This is a genomic window from Sphingorhabdus sp., from assembly GCF_044239005.1.
GTDB lineage: Bacteria > Pseudomonadota > Alphaproteobacteria > Sphingomonadales > Sphingomonadaceae > Sphingorhabdus_B.
Genome location: NZ_JBIICH010000038.1, coordinates 1 through 16,327 on the forward strand (window position 1 = coordinate 1; position 16,327 = coordinate 16,327).

A 16,327-nucleotide genomic window follows, 5' to 3' on the forward strand; every position below is an offset into this window, starting at 1 on the left:
TCGCATGACCACCATCGCGCATCTCATCAAAACCTTTACCCTTTGGGAATTCGTCAAGGCGCACTGGTTGACCTTGCAGTATTTCTTTAAGCCAAAGGCGACGATCAACTATCCGTTCGAAAAGAACCCGTTGAGCCCGCGTTTTCGCGGTGAGCATGCTTTGCGGCGCTACCCCAATGGGGAAGAGCGGTGCATTGCGTGTAAGCTGTGTGAGGCGGTATGCCCCGCCTTGGCGATCACCATTGAGTCAGAACCACGCGAAGACGGCAGCCGCCGCACCACGCGCTATGACATCGACATGACGAAGTGCATCTATTGCGGCTTCTGCCAAGAAGCTTGCCCAGTGGACGCGATTGTCGAGGGACCAAACCTCGAATTTGCAACTGAAACACGCGAGGAATTGTTTTATGACAAGGCCAAGCTTCTCGACAACGGCGCGAAATGGGAACGGGCAATTGCCGCGAACCTTGCCGCCGATGCACCCTATCGTTAAGGGCGGCCCATCGTGATACAACTCGTCTCATTCTATATTTTCGCAAGCATCGTCATCGCGTCCGCCGCGATGGTCATCTTTGCGCGCAACCCCGTGCACAGCGTGCTGTGGTTGATCGTTGCGTTCTTTAACGCTGCGGGCCTCATGATCCTGATCGGCGCGGAATTTATCGCGATGCTGCTCGTCATTGTCTACGTTGGTGCAGTCGCCGTATTGTTCCTGTTTGTGGTGATGATGCTTGACATCGACTTCGCCGAACTGCGCGCGGGTTTTGTGAAAAACGTTCCGCTTGGGTTATTGCTCGCCGTTGTTCTCGTCGCAGAGCTTGTGCTTGGCATTGGGGCGTATCAGGCTGGTGCAGTTGCACTGGGCACGCCAGAGGCGGGCGCAGCCACTGTGTCGGCGACTGTTCCGAATATCGAAGCTATCGGCGGCCTGTTGTACAGCAAATATGTGTTCATGTTTGAAACCGCGGGCCTCATTCTTTTGGTGGCAATGGTGGGCGCGATTGTTCTTACCCATCGTAAGAGCCATGGCACCCGAGGCCAGAGCATCAGCAGCCAGGTACAGCGCCGTCCCGAAGACGCGACGCGCAATGTCAATCAACCGGTAGGGCAGGGGATCGAGTTGTGATTGGTATCGAACATTATCTTGTGGTGAGCAGCATTCTGTTTGTCATGGGTATGCTGGGCATTTTCCTGAACCGCAAAAATGTGATCATCATCTTGATGGCAATCGAGCTCATTTTGCTGGCGGTAAATATCAACCTCGTTGCGTTCAGCGTCTTTCTTGGCGACCTTACGGGCCAGATTTTCGCGATGTTCGTGCTGACGGTGGCTGCTGGCGAAGCGGCCATTGGCCTTGCTATTTTGGTCATCTACTTCCGTGGCCGGGGCACCATTGCCGTTGACGATGTCAACCGGATGAAGGGATAACATCCAGTGACTTCGATCCATATCATTGTTTTTCTGCCGCTTTTGGCTGCGCTCATTGCGGGGCTCGGCCAGCGCTTTATTGGCGCGGTTGCATCCAAGACCATTACCACAGCGGGCCTGTTCACGGCGTCCTTGCTGAGCTGGCCGATTTTCATCGGCTTTCTCAACGGCAGCGAAACCGCTTATGTCGCGCCGGTGATGAACTGGGTTCAATCAGGTGATTTGTCATTCGATTGGGAATTGCGCGTTGATGCGCTGACCGCGGTAATGTTGGTGGTTATCACCACTGTTTCCGCGCTCGTCCATCTGTATAGCTGGGGCTATATGGAAGAAGACCCCGATCAGCCGCGCTTCTTTGCGTATCTGTCGTTGTTCACTTTCGCGATGTTGATGCTCGTGACCGCCAACAATCTCGTCCAAATGTTCTTTGGATGGGAAGGGGTTGGTCTTGCGTCCTATCTATTGATTGGTTTCTGGTACAAAAAGCCGAGCGCGAACGCGGCTGCGATTAAGGCATTTGTCGTGAACCGCGTGGGTGACCTTGGCTTCATGTTGGGTATCTTCGGCGTGTTCTGGCTGTTTGGCACGGTTTCCATTCCGGACATTTTGGCGGCGGCACCGGACAGGGTTGGATCAAGCATTGGTTTCCTTGGGTTCCGCGTCGATACCATGAGCTTGCTGTGCATATTGTTGTTCATCGGCGCGATGGGCAAATCTGCGCAGTTGGGCCTGCACACATGGCTGCCTGACGCGATGGAAGGTCCGACACCTGTGTCGGCGCTTATTCACGCGGCAACGATGGTTACCGCTGGTGTATTCATGGTTTGCCGCCTGTCGCCATTGTTTGAAACCAGCCAGTTTGCGCTGGATGTTGTGACGATAGTCGGCGCTACAACTGCGATTTTTGCAGCGACCGTTGGCTTGGTGCAGACCGATATCAAACGCGTCATCGCGTACTCAACATGCTCGCAGCTTGGATATATGTTCTTTGCCGCGGGCACGGGCGCATATGGCGCGGCGATGTTCCATTTGTTCACGCACGCTTTCTTTAAGGCTTTGTTGTTCCTCGGCGCGGGCTCCGTCATCCATGCGATGCATCATGAACAGGATATGCGTTATTATGGCGGTTTGCGGAAACATATCCCGCTTACCTTTTGGGCGATGATGGCGGGCACGTTGGCGATTACCGGCGTTGGTATTGTTGGCGTTGGCGGGTTTGCTGGTTTCTATTCCAAGGATGCGATCATCGAAGCCGCATTTGCGAGCCACTCGACCTTCCATATGTATGCGTTTGGCATTGGCGTTCTGGCGGCATTGTTGACCAGCTTCTACAGCTGGCGTCTGATGTTCCTCACATTCTTCGGAACGCCGCGTTGGGCGCAGTCGGAGCATATTCAACATGCGATGCACGACCATGGCGATCATGATGAACATGCGCATGATCATGCCCACGACGCACACAGTGACGGAACCGCTGGCTATCATCCGCATGAAAGCCCGCTGCCGATGCTCATCCCGTTGGGTATACTGACATTGGGCGCGATTTTCGCTGGTTTTGTATTCCACGGTGGCTTCATTGACGCCGAAACTGGCAAGGCATTTTGGGCGAACAGCACATTGTTCTTCAATGAACATTTGATGCACGCCATGCATGAGGTGCCGTTGTGGGTGAAGCTGTCGTCGACAGTGGCCATGCTGACCGGATTGTTGGTTGCTTATGTGATGTATCAGCAGTCAAAGGATGCGCCGCAGCGCTTGGCGACTGCCTTTGCACCATTGTACCGTTTCTTCCTGAACAAATGGTATTTCGATGAACTATATGATGCGGTCTTCGTCCGCCCGGCCTTTTGGTTTGGACGCCTGTTCTGGAAGCAGGGCGACATCGGCATCATCGACCGGTTTGGACCGAACGGTTCGGCTGCTGTCGTGTCCTTTGGCAGTAAGCTCGCGGTTAAAATGCAGTCGGGTTATCTTTATACATATGCGCTGGTGATGCTTTTGGGCCTTGTCACAGCGGTTAGCTGGATGATGGTGAGAACATAATGAACGCCGCAGATATGCCTGTCCTTTCAATCATGCTCGCCATTCCGATGGTGGCGGCTGCATTGTGTTTGTTCGTTCGTGCCGAATTGGCGCGCCCGATTGCGCTGGGCGCTACGCTCGCCAACTTCATTCTCGGTGTGGTGCTGTGGATCAGCTATGATCCCGCAGGTGCGCAGTGGCAGTTCACCGAAAGTGCTCAGCTGTTCGGCCCGATTGGTTGGAAGCTTGGCATTGACGGTATCTCGTTGACGCTGATCATGCTGTCGGTGTTCCTGATGCCAATTTGCATCGGCGCAAGCTGGAACAGCATTCAAAAGCGTGTCGGCGAATATATGGCGGCTTTCCTTTTGATGGAAACGCTGATGATCGGCGTGTTCGCGGCGCAGGACCTTTTGCTGTTCTACATCTTCTTCGAAGCCGGTTTGATCCCGATGTATCTCATCATCGGTATCTGGGGTGGTCAGGACCGCATTTACGCGTCGTACAAATTCTTCCTCTACACCTTGCTTGGGTCGGTGGTGATGCTGATCGCGATGTTGTGGATGATCCAGTTCGCCGGCACCGCCGACATTCCGACGTTGCTCAACACAGATTTCCCTGTGCAGGCGCAGACATTGTTGTGGTTGGCATTTTTTGCATCCTTTGCCGTCAAGATGCCGATGTGGCCCGTGCACACATGGCTTCCCGATGCGCACGTTCAGGCGCCGACGGCGGGTTCAGTCATTCTGGCTGGCGTGTTGCTGAAAATGGGTGGCTACGGCTTCCTGCGTTTCTCTTTGCCGATGTTCCCAGAGGCGAGTGCCAACTTCATTCCTTTGGTCTTCGGCCTGTCGATGGTCGCGGTTGTCTACACATCGCTCGTGGCGCTGGTGCAGCAGGATATGAAGAAACTGATCGCATATTCGTCAGTCGCCCACATGGCGATCGTGACGGTCGGCCTCTTCACCTTTAACCAACAGGGTATTGAAGGCGCGATCATCGTGATGCTCAGCCACGGTTTGGTGTCGGGCGCGCTCTTCCTTTGCGTTGGCGTGATCTACGACCGTCTGCACACACGCGAAATAAGCCGTTACGGTGGCATCAGCGTGAATATGCCCAAATATGCACTGCTGTTCATGTTGTTCACCATGGCCAGCGTCGGCTTGCCCGGAACAAGCGGCTTTGTCGGGGAGTTTCTGAGCCTTGCGGGCGCCTATAAGGTGTCCACTTGGGCCACGCTGATTGCGACAACGGGCATTATCCTTGGCGCAGGGTACATGCTATATCTCTATCGCCGGATCGCATTCGGGCCGCAGGTCAATGCAGATGCTGCAGCGATGCAGGATATTGACGGCCGCGAAATGTGGCTGCTTGCGCCGATTGCGGTCGTTGTGTTGTGGATGGGCGTGTATCCCGAAACATTCCTTGCCCCCATTCGCCGCGATGTTGCAACAATTGTTGAACGTATTGAACGGGCGGCTCCAGCTGGCGATAGTAAATTGATGGCTGTCGACCCGACCACAGCGCGCTTTCGCGTTGTTCATGAACCTAAAAAAGACGTGGCTGAGGGGAGCCATTAATAATGGAACTTACTGCTTCGCTCTCCTTGGTGCGTCCTGAGATCATTCTCAGCTTCTCCGCGCTTGCCTTGCTTTTGTTGGCTGCTTGGATGGATCAGGCCGGTCGCCTTATCAGCATATTGGCTGTTGCTGCTTTGGGTGCCGCCGCTGCTTTCACCGCGAGCTCGCTTGGTTCGGGCTCCAGCGCGTCGGCCTTTGATGGTTTGATGGTGAATGATGCCTTTGGCAATTTCTCCAAGCTCCTGATTTATATTGCCGCGGCGGTGTCACTGACCATCGCCCCGCGTTTCTTGGAGAAAGCAGGCGCAATGCGCGCTGAATATCCGGTTCTCATCGTCCTTTCCTGCGTCGGTATGGGCATTATGGTATCGGCGACGGACCTGGTCTCCTTGTATATCGGCTTGGAGCTTCAGAGCCTCTCGGCTTATGTTCTGGCCAGCTTCGTGCGCTCGGATGGCCGTTCGGCGGAAGCCGGCCTCAAATATTTCGTCCTTGGCGCTCTTGCGAGCGGTATGCTGCTTTTCGGCGCATCCTTGGTCTATGGTTTTGCCGGATCGACAAGCTTTGCCGCAATCGGCCTCGCGATGGACAAGGAAGTCGGCCTTGGCCTGATCTTTGGTATCGTGTTCATCCTATCCGGATTGGCATTTAAGATCAGTGCCGCGCCATTTCATATGTGGACGCCCGACGTCTATGAAGGCGCACCAACACCGGTCACCGCATTTTTTGCGAGCGCACCAAAGGTTGCAGCGATCGCCTTGTTGATGCGCGTTGTGCTTGAGGCATTTGGTTCGCAGGTTCTGGTGTGGCAGCAAATCATTATTGCGGTGGCGTTGATGTCGATCATCATCGGCGCGGTTGGCGCAATTGGTCAGCAAAACCTCAAGCGCCTGATGGCGTACAGCTCGATCAACAATGTGGGCTTCATCCTCATCGGGCTTGCCACTGGAACAGAGCAGGGCATTGCTGCCATGCTTGTGTACCTGACTATTTATGTGGCCATGACCTTGGGCGGATTTGTGTGCTTGATGCAGTTGAAGGACAAAGACGGCAACTATCGCGAAGAATTCGCCGATATCGCTGGCTTGTCAAAGACCCGCCCGGCGCTTGCCGCTGCCTTTGCCATTTTCATGTTCAGCCTCGCGGGTATTCCGCCGTTGTTCGGCTTTTGGGGTAAGCTGGTGGTATTCAATGCCGCTGTCGCCGCCGGCCTGCTGCCATTGGCCGTTATTGGCATTTCGGCTTCGGTTATCGGCGCATTCTACTACCTGAAGGTTGTCAAAGTAATGTACTTTGATGATGCGGCAGATGTTATCGCCGAAAGCGATGACAAGGTGCTTGTCTGGACCGGTGGCATTCTTGCCGCGGCCAACTCACCGCTTGGGTATTTTGCCATTCCAGCGCTCGGCGTTTGGACCGCGGTTGCGGCAAAGGCGCTGTTCTGACGCTGATATTTGAAGAGGTTGCGCTCACTGGGTCAACGAACGCGGATTTGTTGACGCGCGCGGCGCAGGGCGCTCCCGAAGGATTATGGCTTCGCGCTGATGCGCAGGACGGCGGCAGAGGCCGTCTCGGCCGCAACTGGGAAAGCCCAAAGGGCAATCTGTTCGCAAGCACGATCGTCCGTTTGCGCGATACCGACCCTGCGGCAGCCAGCCTGGCTTTTGTAACAGCATTGGCCGTGTTCGATGCCATCCGGCAGATCGCGCCGCATGTCGACATTTCCCTGAAATGGCCAAACGACATTCTTTCGCGCGATGGTTCGAAATTGTGCGGGATATTGTTGGAACGATCGGCCGATGCGGTCATTGTCGGCATTGGGTTGAACCTGGTTTGGCATCCGGAAAATCTTGACCGCAAAGTGTCAGACTTACGCACGCTTGGCGCGACACCACCCGACGCGCAGTCGAGCGTGGAGATCGTGGCCGATGCCTTTGCGCGGTACCTGTCGATCTGGCGGCTGTCGGGCACGGGTACGATTATCCGCCAGTGGGAAGAATGTGCGCATCCGCGCGGAACCGCGCTGTCGGCACGACTGCCCGATGGCGAAGAATTGCATGGGCTTTTTCAAGGCTTGGACGATCAAGGTGCGCTGCGGCTTAGCTTGGCGGACGGCGCAATTCGTGCCATTCACGCAGCAGATGTTTTTCTAGTTTAAAGGGGTGGGCGATGTTGCTCGCAATAGACACGGGTAATACCAACGCGAAGTTTGCTTTGGTCGATGACAGCGGCGAGATATTGCACCGCTGGCGCATCGCCACAGACGCGCGGCGCACTGCCGATGAATATGCGGTTTGGCTGGACCGGCTCATCCAGATGGCGGGGTACAAGCGTTCGGATATCGATGCCGTAATCATCGCGACCGTCGTGCCGCGCGCGCTGCACAATCTACAGCTGTTGGCGACGCGCTATTTTGGCTGTGAAGCACTTGTGGCTGGGCGCGGCGCTGTTGGGTGGGGCATTCAGCTGCGTGTCGCTGAGCCGCAGTCGGTTGGCGCAGACCGTGCCGTGAATGCCATTGCGGCACATGCGCTCGCAGACGGGCATAAGATCGTGATCAGTTTTGGCACGGCGACGACGTTTGACTATATCGGCCCCGATGGCTCTTATCACGGCGGAAGCATCGCGCCGGGCGTTAATCTGTCGCTTGATGCCTTATATGGCGCAGCGGCCATGCTGCCGCGCATTGCAATCGAACCACCGCCGAATGAAAGTGTCATTGGCACAACCACTGTTGGACAAATGCAGATTGGTATCTATTGGGGCTATGTGGCAATGATCGAGGGAATGATTGCCCGAATGAAAAATGAAATTGGCGAACCGGTATCGGTTATTGCGACCGGCGGTTTGGCGATTTTGTTTCAGCAACATGGCCATTTATTTGACCGGGTAGAACCCGATTTGACGCTGCGGGGGCTGGCGCTTTTGTACAGGAATAGAGAAAAAACATAATGACGACCCCAAAAAATGAACTGCTTTTCCTTGCTCTTGGCGGGTCAAATGAAATTGGCATGAACGTCAATTTATATGGTTGCGATGGCAAGTGGGTGATGGTCGACCTTGGCCTCACCTTTGCCAATTCAGAGTATCCCGGTGTTGACCTCGTACTTCCAGATCTGGAATTTATTGAGAAGCGTAAAAAAGACCTTTTGGGCATCGTTCTGACGCATGGTCATGAAGACCATATTGGCGCGGTGGCCTATTTCGCCGCGGACCTTGGCGTGCCGTTATATGCGACGCCGTTCACAGCAACGCTCATCCGTGGCAAGCTTGAGGAAGAAGGCATCGCGGATATTGTGGAGCTGAACGTCATTCCGATGGAAGGCGCATTCTCCATGGGGCCATTCGATTTTAAATTTGTGACGCTGGCGCACTCCATCCTTGAAATGAGCGCCTGTTTGATCACCACGCCTTATGGCAAGATTTTCCATACCGGTGACTGGAAATTGGACGAACGGCCTGTTTTGGGCCGCCCGACGACCGCCGACGCGCTAACCGCGATTGGGGACACGGGCATATTGGCGATGGTGTGTGATTCCACCAACGTCTTCAATCTTGAACATAGCGGCAGCGAAGGCAGCGTGAAGGACGACCTGCTAAAGTCCGTCAAGGCCGCGAAGGGCCGGGTGGTGGTTACAACTTTCGCCTCCAACGCAGCGCGGTTGCAGACTTTGGGTGAAGTCGCGCGCGAGAGCGGGCGTACCTTGTGCTTTGCCGGTCGGTCGTTGCACCGTATCCTTGAGGCAGCGCAGGCCAACGGCTATTTGAAAGACCTGCCCAAAACCATTGATATGGAAAAAGTGGACAGCCTGCCGCGCCACGAAGTCATGGTTGTTGCGACAGGCGGGCAGGGCGAAGCCCGCGCTGCACTGGCGCGCATTGCCGAGGGAAATCATCCCGTGAAGCTGGAGGAGGGCGACACCGTCATCTTCTCGTCCAAGCAGATCCCGGGCAATGAAATCGCCATTGGCATCATTATGAACAAGCTTGCCGAGCGCAACATTCTGACGGTTACCGAAAAGCAGGCCCATGTCCATGTATCGGGTCACCCGGGTCAGCCGGAGCTTGCGGCGCTATATGATTGGATCAGGCCTGAAATCCTCGTCCCAGTGCATGGCGAGCGTCGGCACATGGCAGAGCAAGCCCGTTTCGCGCGCGCGCATGGCGTTCCAAAGGCTGTCGTGCAGTCAAATGGTGACGTTGTGCGTTTGGCGCCCGGCGAACCGAAGACAATCGGCAAGGAACGCACTGGGCGTCTTATCCTCGATGGTGACACCATCATCGCGGCGGACGGCGCGACGTTGAATGAACGCCGGCGTCTGTCGTGGTACGGGTTAATTTCGGTGGCGTTCGCGCTTGGTGCGAATGACAAATTGCTGGGCAGTCCGGAAATCCGTTTGCATGGCGTTCCCATCGAAGAAGATCTGGATGATTTTATCGACGAAGCCACGACCGCTGCCGTAAAGGCAATTAAGGACAATCGCGGGGATTATGAAAAGCTGCGCGAATCCGTTCGTTTGGCCGTTCGCCGTGTTGCCGTTAGTTGGACCGGCAAAAAACCAATTGTTGATGTGATGATATTGGAGACCGCATGAGCTGGACATCAATTATAGCCATTTACGCGCTTTTTTGGGTGATGACCGCGTTTGTCATCCTTCCCATCGGTGTGCGGACGCATGAGGAATTGGGGTTGCCTAAGGTACCAGGACAAGCCGACAGCGCCCCTGGGAACTTCCAGCCCCGCACCATATTGTTGCGGACAACATTGTTATCCGCAGCGCTCTTTGGTCTATATTATGCCAATTATGTCTATGGCTGGGTCGACCGGCACAGTTTTGACTGGCTGATACATAGGCCTGTTTAAGGCTTATTTCCGCAGCCGTTCGATCGCTTGGGCCAGCGCAACATATAGCTTGCCAATATCGGACGACAAAAGCGTGACGCCAATGGCGTTGCCATCACGTGTGCTGAGCAACAGACGCATGATGCCTTCAAAGTCGTGCACATAGCGGTTCACATGCTCGCGGAATTCGCTGTCGTTGCCATAATGATTGGCGATGATCTTTGCTTCTTTTGAATCGATAAGGCGCACGGCGCGGCGAGTAAACACGCCTCTGTCGCCCTTGAGATAGGACGCCCATGCTGTGTCAGTGATGTCGTTCGACAATATTTTCGTGACATCGATGGCTGTTGAGTTGAGCGATTCCGTCAATAGCACCATGCGGCGGGCGAAGCTGTCATCTTGGACCGATTCAAAACTGTTTTTGCTATCGGCAATGCGACCTTCAAGCGTGGTCGTCATTTCGCCTAGCTCGGCGAGTTGTTTGACGACCAGACCGGTCGCAGCTTCGGATAGCTCTACATTGCGCTCAATCGCTTCCTGAACGGCAGCGTTCATCGACGCAACTTGCGCGTCCAGTGCATTGGCAAGTGCAGTCCGGTTTTGTTCGGTCAGTTGCTCGGAGATATGGGCGAGTTCATCATCCAAGATCTTCCGGCTGCTTTCCGCCGCAGCGCGTGTGGATTCGCGGACACGCAGCAATGCGGTCACCAGTTGGCCATTTGCCTCATCCGACATTTCCTGAAGTAGCGATTGTGTCTGTCGCAGCGACGAGCCAAGCGCATCGACTTGGTCATGGCGGGCGGCGAAATGGGCATCGCTCTGCGTCATCAGTGCGTCCACAGAGTCGCGCTGGGTCGCAATAATCTGCTCCAGACCGTTCAGCTTCTCCAGCATGCTGCCACTCAATTCCTCAAGCGATTCCGCGTTCGACAAAGCGGACTTTATCTGGGCGACGCCATCGGACAATTGTAGGCTGAGGGCATCCATAGATGCAGGAATTGTCTCGCTAATTTCATGGTTTGCTGTGCCAAGCGACTCCAGCAGCCTGTGGGATTGTTCAATCAGCTGTTGGGTGACAAGTTGATTGTCTGTCAGCGCCGAACCAACAGTGCGCGTGCTGTCGCCCAAAGCGGATACGGCAAAGGCAAGTTTAGACGTTTGGTCGGTCGCGACGCGGTCAACTTCCGAAATCTGTTGTGCGCTGGAATGGATGTGCGCGCTGATCGTCGCAATCATCGCACGGATGCGCGCCTCTTCCTGATCGGTCTGGCTGCCAACGTCGCCAAGTGCTTTCCGCAATTCGGAAAGGCTTGACTGAATCTGTTCCTGACTAACGGAGAGGATCGCGCCGATATCGCCCGATGCCTGCGCGATACCGCTGGACATGGCTTGCGTTGCGCTGTCCATCAAGGTCGCCATTTCGGCGCTGCGATCAAGCGCCTCTGCACTCCGCATGTCGAGCAGTTTTGCACTGCTGCTCAGCGACTGTTCCAATTTGACCGCCATGTCGTCGGCGCGCACTTCAACGCCATCGACATAATCGCGCACCGATTTGCCGGCATCGCGAACGCGTTCCAAAGTCGCAATGAGCGCTTTGATCTGCATCTGGGCGTTGTTGCCAGCGCTGCCGATCTGGTTGGTCACATCTTTCGCTGCGCTTGTAACAACTGGCAAATGCTTGCGGAGCTGCTCAAGATTTGTGTTTGCGGATTGGCTTACAGTCTCAAGTGTCTTTGCTTTTTGGTCGCTATCGGCGAGCGCCGCGGTAAGGACCTGGGCTGACTCCATCAATTTTTGGGACGACTGGCGTCCAAGCGACTCGAGATCGCGTGCATTTTGCGATAAAAACTCGCGGGCCAACGCGATTTCTTCGTTCACGGTGCGCATCCGCTGGCTCAGTAAAACGCTTTCGTTGCGCAACGACGCTGCGACGTTACCAAATCGGGTTGCTTCCCGGCTGCTGTTACGCATCACCAACAACCAAGACACGGCGATCAGTAATGCGGGAACGGCCCAACGCACAATGAGCTCAACAATGCGATTGTTGCTGAGGCCTGCTTGCGCCTCAGGCCAATAGGTCAGTCCGAAAAATGCGGTCCAACACGCAAATGCGAGGAGAAGCACCGCCGGCACCACAAATGCCAAAATACTACGCCGCGGCTGTTCAACTTCATACATATCTTCAACATTTTCTGTGTCGGCAGCATCCGGAAGCGAACCCGCTGTCGCATGCGCTTCGGCTGCGACATCGTCGTGCGAAGATTGGTCTGAGATATGCTGCGTCAAGCCGACGATTTTTGAGCGTGTGGTCATAAATCCTTTTTACCACATTATTGCGAGAGAGAAACGCAAACTTAACACCATCTGTTGTAACCCCGAAAAATGTCGATGGATTATGGCGCATTTGACACAGCGTTAAAGGCTGCCGTGGGGGATGACGCATCCTTAATGGCGGAACTGCGTGTGTCATTCGCAAGCTCAGCAAGGCTATATGCGATATCGATCATTTCATTGTGCAATGATTGACCCAGTTTTGTAGATTTTGATTGGCAAATGACATCTAATCTTCATATCTGACCTATGGTGTCCACGCGCATTCCCGAAAAGCTCTCTGTCGCGTTGCTCTCCGTTACCGGTGGCGACGTGTCCGCGTCGCGAGCGCCCATGGATAAGCCAAATACCGAGTTGGCGGGCGGTTCGCTCGTCGATTACCAGATTAAGACGCTTTTCCGCGCGGGAATTTCACGGTTTCTCGTTGAAGTGGAAAATATGGACGGGGCAATGTTGTCTTTGGCCGAACAATGGCGGCAGAAAAACGTCCTCGTCGATTTCGTCCGCACAGGTGCGGATATTCAGCGCTATTTGAAGCTCGACGACCGCGTTTGGGTTCAGTCTGGGCAGCTATATGTGCAGCCTGACTTTGTCGAAACGCTTTCGAAATCGCCAGATAACTTCGTGGCTACAGTGGACGGGCGCGACGAGAATAGCCTTTTTGAGCGCATCGATTTGAATACGCGCTGGGCCGGTATCTCGATTGTCGGGGCCAGCACGATCGCGATGCTGAAAGATCTACCCGAAGACTGGAGCATCATTTCCTCGCTGCTGCGGCAGGCCATCCTCGCGAATGTGCCGTTGAAACTTTTGTCGCAACAACATGTCAACAACGGAACCTTGAATATCGTCCAAGGTCCGCAGGATTTTGTCCAGCTGAACAAACAAATTTTGCGTAGGCGGGTTTTAAGTCAGCCGGGCTTCGTTGAGGCTCGGATTCTGGGGCCAGTATCCGCCAAATTGGTTCCCATCCTATGGCAAAGTCCCATCGCGCTTAAGCTGGTCAAATTTGCAGGTCCGGTTTTTGCGTTAGGCGCTGTTGCGCTGGGTGTGTCCGGCTTCGATTTGGCGGCAACCGGCGCTGCATTTGGCGCTGTCGCAACCAATTCTCTGCGGCTTGCAACGACTGACGATCTGAACGGGCAGGGGAAAATGCCCAAGTTGACGGCAGTGACTTTGTCGCTGCTTGTTGTCGCTATGTTTGGCGCGGCGTATATGGACACCTCTTACACGAATGACGGCCTATTTGCGGCGTTCGCGGTGGCCTCCATCGCATGGATTAGCATGCATGTCGTGTTGCCGCGTTGGGCCGACGGGCTTCTGCGGTCGCCAGCCTTGCTGTCCATTTTGGCTTTGGCCGGTACAGCCGGTCTCGGTTTAACCCATGCGCTGCAATGGATCATGGTCGCGCAGCTGAGCGCGTTTATGTTCGCATGCTATGATAGCGGCCCCGATAAAAAGGCGGATCAGCCTTAAAACGCCGTTAACCGAAAAAACCTATAACGGCCGCCACGAATGTTAGTGGATAGGCTTTGGACGGTTTACTTGGTCCCCAAGATGATTTGCTCTCAATCGCGTGCGCCCATGCCCGCGATGTTGATGCACTGTGCGACGACGTCGCATCCATCATCTTTCCTTCAGCGGTCCACACACCGTCGGAAGCCACAATAAGCGCAGTTTCAGTAAAACTTTTGCAGATCGTGCGTGACATTGAAGCAAGGTTGCACGGCGCCACCCCGGAATCGACTTGTGGACCATTGCTTGCGCGATCCGGGTTTTTGCGGAAAACCGATATTGTAGATTTCGCGCTCGCGCGTGTTGCTGAAGATAATTTGATAGCACGGCTTGGGAGCGGGTTTTCCCAATTGGCGGTTGAGTTGCTTGACCATGCAGACACACATGTAATCGAAGCGGCACAAGCGTTGCTCGCCGCGGATAGCTTGCAGGTGCGATCGAAGGGCCGGTCGTATCTGACGCTGCCCCCAGAGATTTTGCACAAAATGTGCTGGCGGATTGTCGCCGCGCTTGAGCTGTTATCCGGAAGCCAGTCGGATACGATCATCGATAACGCGCGCGCGTTGATTGCACGCTATGACGAAGCGCAGACAGCCACGGCATCCGCCCGAAAAATTGTGCATTTTCTTGGCGACGAAAACCGCGCTGCGCTGTCTAATCCACATCATGCCGGGGTTCACCTTTTCGTGGCCCATCTCAGTGCGGACCTGAATATCGGGCATGATCATATCCTTCGGTTGATAGATTTTGAGTCTGCATTTCCGATGATGGTCATGCTGGCCGCCGCGGGCTTTCCAGAGCATGCGGCTCTACAGACGATGATCGATTTGCGATCTCAGTTACTCTCGGCCCGCGAAGCTGCGCTGTTTGAGGCTGACTATGCACATTTCATTCCTGAAATGGCTCGGCAGCAAATCAGTGATTGGTCATCTGCTCGATTGCTATTTTTAAGTTCTGGCAAAACATGAACTTAACACGCGCTATCACATGTGAGGTGTCGTCTGCGGGTATCTTGCTGCGTGCCGACGACGCGTTGCAGCAGCTTCATATTCGGGCAGGTAGCAATCTAGGCGGTACGCTGGCGTGCCCAGCCTTGCTTAGCCTTACGCAAATGGTCGCAAGTCTTCGGATGCGGCTCGCACGCGCTGTTCGCGTTGCGGACGGGCCAAACAATCTTGAACTGTGGGTGGAAGCCGAGCCTTCTGACAAGGACGTTAAACTTTCCATCTTGGGCTGGCGCAAAATTGATAATGTTGCGGTCAAGCCAACGTCGCGGGATATATGGCCTGATCAAGGTCAAGAACTGGTCGCGCTTATATTTGATCAAGCCTTGCGCCTTGTTGACGCCTGCGGACCAGTTGAAGGCATTGTCAAAAATACAGATTTTGGCTCTTCAGCTAAAATCATACTCGGCAGACTTTTTGGCCCGGAGGCCCTGCCAGCGTTCCAAAATGTTGAGAGGTTTCTTCCGATCAGTCGCCGCAGCGTTCGAACGCTCAACGATGCTTGTATGTCGGTTTGGGGGCAGGCCAAACGTGACGGCGCTGGGCAGATTTCTGGCTATACGCTGTCCCTTACCCAACACGGGAAGGTTGAGGTAGCTAACTTTGTGCAGGCGGATAGATCATCTTCGGGGGCACTTTTTGGGAAACAGCTTGCGCCGGTTCTGCGGCAACCATTGCATCGTATCATTGCCAATGCCGAAACGATGGGCAGCGAGTTGTTGGGGCCAATCCGTGAAAACTATGCTTCATATGCACGCGACATTGCCAATGCGGCGCGGCATCTTACGGCCCTTGTTGAGGATCTGGACGATTTGGAAGCCGTCGAGCGACCCGGCTTTTTGACCGCACAGGATGATATCGAATTAGGCGATGTTGTGCGGCGCGCCGCTGGTTTGCTGGCGTTGACGGCTGCAGATCACCGCATGACGATCACGCTGCCTGACACCCAAAGATATGTTACTGCCATAGCAGAACTCAGGCGCGTGCTTCAGATCATGCTGAACCTTATCACCAATGCGGTTCGATATTCGCCCGACGGAACTGAGGTTCAGGTAGAAGTCGGCGCCGAGGATGGATTTGCGTATATTTCCGTGTCGGACCAAGGTGCCGGCGTTGACGCCGAGTATCACGAACGCATTTTTGCAAAATTTGAGCGCCTGGGGCGCACCGGCGATGGCGGGAGCGGGCTCGGCCTCTATATATCGCGACGCCTGGCACGCGCGATGGGGGGTGATCTTACCGTTGAGGCTGCAAAAGGCGGAGGCGCTAAATTCACGCTCCGCCTTCCACAACAATTAACGCTGGTCTAGGCTCGGATATGGGCGGTGGTTTGGACCCGTGTACAATTGGCGCGGGCGGCCGATTTTTTGTGCCGGATCGGAAATCATTTCATTCCATTGTGCAACCCAGCCCACGGTGCGGGATAGTGCAAACAACACAGTGAACATTTCCGTCGGGAAGCCAATCGCCGACAAAATGATACCGGAATAGAAGTCTACGTTCGGGAACAGCTTCTTTTCGATGAAATATGGGTCATTTAGCGCCATTTCTTCAAGCTGCATCGCAACATCGAAGATTGGGTCGGTAATGTTCAGCTCGGTCAG

15 protein-coding genes are annotated in these 16,327 nt (G+C 54.7%); 13 read left to right on the forward strand and 2 right to left on the reverse strand.

Translation table 11 applies throughout. The features are described from left to right. Window positions 1-4 precede the first annotated feature (4 nt). From nuoI to ACILQA_RS04730, 10 genes are read left to right on the forward strand one after another with little or no spacing between them, the layout of a single operon-like run. A complete protein-coding gene (nuoI, locus tag ACILQA_RS04685; RefSeq protein ID WP_183940622.1) occupies window positions 5-493 on the forward strand; it encodes an NADH-quinone oxidoreductase subunit NuoI in 489 nt (162 codons plus the stop codon). A 12-nt stretch (window positions 494-505) separates the two neighbouring features. After that, window positions 506-1,126, forward strand: a complete 621-nt coding sequence (locus ACILQA_RS04690; RefSeq protein WP_395628638.1) for an NADH-quinone oxidoreductase subunit J — start codon at window positions 506-508, stop codon at window positions 1,124-1,126. Beyond that, window positions 1,123-1,428: an NADH-quinone oxidoreductase subunit NuoK gene (nuoK, locus tag ACILQA_RS04695; protein ID WP_306062092.1), complete on the forward strand. Its 306-nt coding sequence runs from the start codon at window positions 1,123-1,125 to the stop codon at window positions 1,426-1,428. Before ACILQA_RS04690 ends, nuoK begins: the two co-directional genes overlap by 4 nt. A gap of 6 nt (window positions 1,429-1,434) precedes the next feature. After that, window positions 1,435-3,471, forward strand: coding sequence for an NADH-quinone oxidoreductase subunit L (nuoL, locus tag ACILQA_RS04700; protein ID WP_395628639.1), 2,037 nt, complete (start codon window positions 1,435-1,437; stop codon window positions 3,469-3,471). Then, window positions 3,471-5,030, forward strand: coding sequence for an NADH-quinone oxidoreductase subunit M (locus ACILQA_RS04705; RefSeq protein ID WP_395628640.1), 1,560 nt, complete (start codon window positions 3,471-3,473; stop codon window positions 5,028-5,030). Before nuoL ends, ACILQA_RS04705 begins: the two co-directional genes overlap by 1 nt. Before the next feature lie 2 nt (window positions 5,031-5,032). Then, window positions 5,033-6,475: an NADH-quinone oxidoreductase subunit NuoN gene (nuoN, locus tag ACILQA_RS04710; protein ID WP_395628641.1), complete on the forward strand. Its 1,443-nt coding sequence runs from the start codon at window positions 5,033-5,035 to the stop codon at window positions 6,473-6,475. Continuing rightward, entirely contained in the window at window positions 6,442-7,188 is a 747-nt protein-coding gene (locus ACILQA_RS04715; RefSeq protein ID WP_395628642.1) for a biotin--[acetyl-CoA-carboxylase] ligase, read from the forward strand. Before nuoN ends, ACILQA_RS04715 begins: the two co-directional genes overlap by 34 nt. 11 nt (window positions 7,189-7,199) lie before the next feature. After that, window positions 7,200-7,982: a type III pantothenate kinase gene (locus ACILQA_RS04720; protein ID WP_395628643.1), complete on the forward strand. Its 783-nt coding sequence runs from the start codon at window positions 7,200-7,202 to the stop codon at window positions 7,980-7,982. After that, window positions 7,982-9,625 carry a ribonuclease J gene (locus ACILQA_RS04725; protein WP_324476502.1) on the forward strand — a complete coding sequence of 548 codons (1,644 nt, stop codon included), beginning with the start codon at window positions 7,982-7,984 and terminating at the stop codon, window positions 9,623-9,625. Before ACILQA_RS04720 ends, ACILQA_RS04725 begins: the two co-directional genes overlap by 1 nt. Continuing rightward, on the forward strand, window positions 9,622-9,894 hold the full coding sequence (locus tag ACILQA_RS04730; RefSeq protein WP_395628644.1) for a DUF1467 family protein: 273 nt from the start codon (window positions 9,622-9,624) through the stop codon (window positions 9,892-9,894). Before ACILQA_RS04725 ends, ACILQA_RS04730 begins: the two co-directional genes overlap by 4 nt. 3 nt (window positions 9,895-9,897) lie before the next feature. Here ACILQA_RS04730 and ACILQA_RS04735 read toward each other — a convergent pair whose 3' ends face one another. Next, a complete protein-coding gene (locus tag ACILQA_RS04735; protein WP_395628645.1) occupies window positions 9,898-12,186 on the reverse strand; it encodes a hypothetical protein in 2,289 nt (762 codons plus the stop codon). Between the two features lie 267 nt (window positions 12,187-12,453). Here ACILQA_RS04735 and ACILQA_RS04740 point away from each other — a divergent pair, with 267 nt between their 5' ends. From ACILQA_RS04740 to ACILQA_RS04750, 3 genes are read left to right on the forward strand one after another with little or no spacing between them, the layout of a single operon-like run. After that, window positions 12,454-13,680 carry a hypothetical protein gene (locus ACILQA_RS04740; protein WP_395628646.1) on the forward strand — a complete coding sequence of 409 codons (1,227 nt, stop codon included), beginning with the start codon at window positions 12,454-12,456 and terminating at the stop codon, window positions 13,678-13,680. Window positions 13,681-13,736: 56 nt separating this feature from the next. Then, window positions 13,737-14,687 (forward strand): hypothetical protein, encoded by a 951-nt coding sequence (locus ACILQA_RS04745; protein ID WP_395628647.1) that lies wholly within the window; start codon window positions 13,737-13,739, stop codon window positions 14,685-14,687. Continuing rightward, entirely contained in the window at window positions 14,684-16,033 is a 1,350-nt protein-coding gene (locus ACILQA_RS04750) for a sensor histidine kinase (RefSeq protein ID WP_395628648.1), read from the forward strand. The genes ACILQA_RS04745 and ACILQA_RS04750 overlap by 4 nt, the downstream gene beginning before the upstream one ends. Here ACILQA_RS04750 and ACILQA_RS04755 read toward each other — a convergent pair. Next, window positions 16,019-16,327, reverse strand: a 309-nt coding sequence (locus tag ACILQA_RS04755) for a citrate/2-methylcitrate synthase (protein WP_395628649.1), incomplete at its 5' end; no start/stop codon positions are given. The two genes, ACILQA_RS04750 and ACILQA_RS04755, sit on opposite strands and share 15 nt — an antisense overlap.